This window comes from Bradyrhizobium sp. P2_E8, assembly GCF_056403875.1.
The window spans coordinates 1-523 of sequence record NZ_JBFUES010001930.1 but is presented as its reverse complement, the minus strand read 5'-3'; the positions used below and the strand labels follow the sequence as shown (position 1 = coordinate 523).

The window sequence follows — 523 nt, the reverse complement described above, 5'->3', positions numbered from 1 at the left end:
CACCAGCTTTGCAGTCTCCTGCGGCGAGAGACTGGGCGACGATTGAGCTGGGGTTACCGCTGCGACCTTCTGCTCACCCTGCGCCTTGTCATTTGCTGGCTTTGCAGCCAGCTCGGCAGCGGCCTTGTCGGCGAGCGCCTTCTCGGCGGCCTGCTTGTCGGCCAGCACCTTGGCTGCAGCAGCCTCGGCATCCTTCCTGCGCTGCTCGGCCGCGGCCGCCTTGGCCTCCTCGATCTGCTTGGCCTTCTCGGCCGCGAGCCGGGCATCCTCGGCGGCCTTGGCGGCGGCAGCCGCCTTGTCCTGCTCGGCTTTGTTGGCGCGCTCAGCCGTGAGCCGCGCCTTTTCGTCCTCAGCCTGGCGCGCCTTGGCCACTGCAGCTGCGCGCGCCTCTTCGGCCGCAACGTTCTTCAACTGCGCACGAGCAAGACCTGCATAGAACCCGTCGGGATAAGCCTGGAGGAATGCTTCCCATCCGTCCCGGTTTCCTGTCTGCAGGGCAAGCTCATAGTCCCGGCGGATGGAT

The 523-nt window shown here is 66.7% G+C and carries 1 pseudogene; it reads right to left on the bottom strand.

Annotated elements, in window-relative coordinates:
• A pseudogene (locus tag AC1D00_RS44760) lies at positions 1-523 on the bottom strand (caspase family protein); the annotation flags it as partial.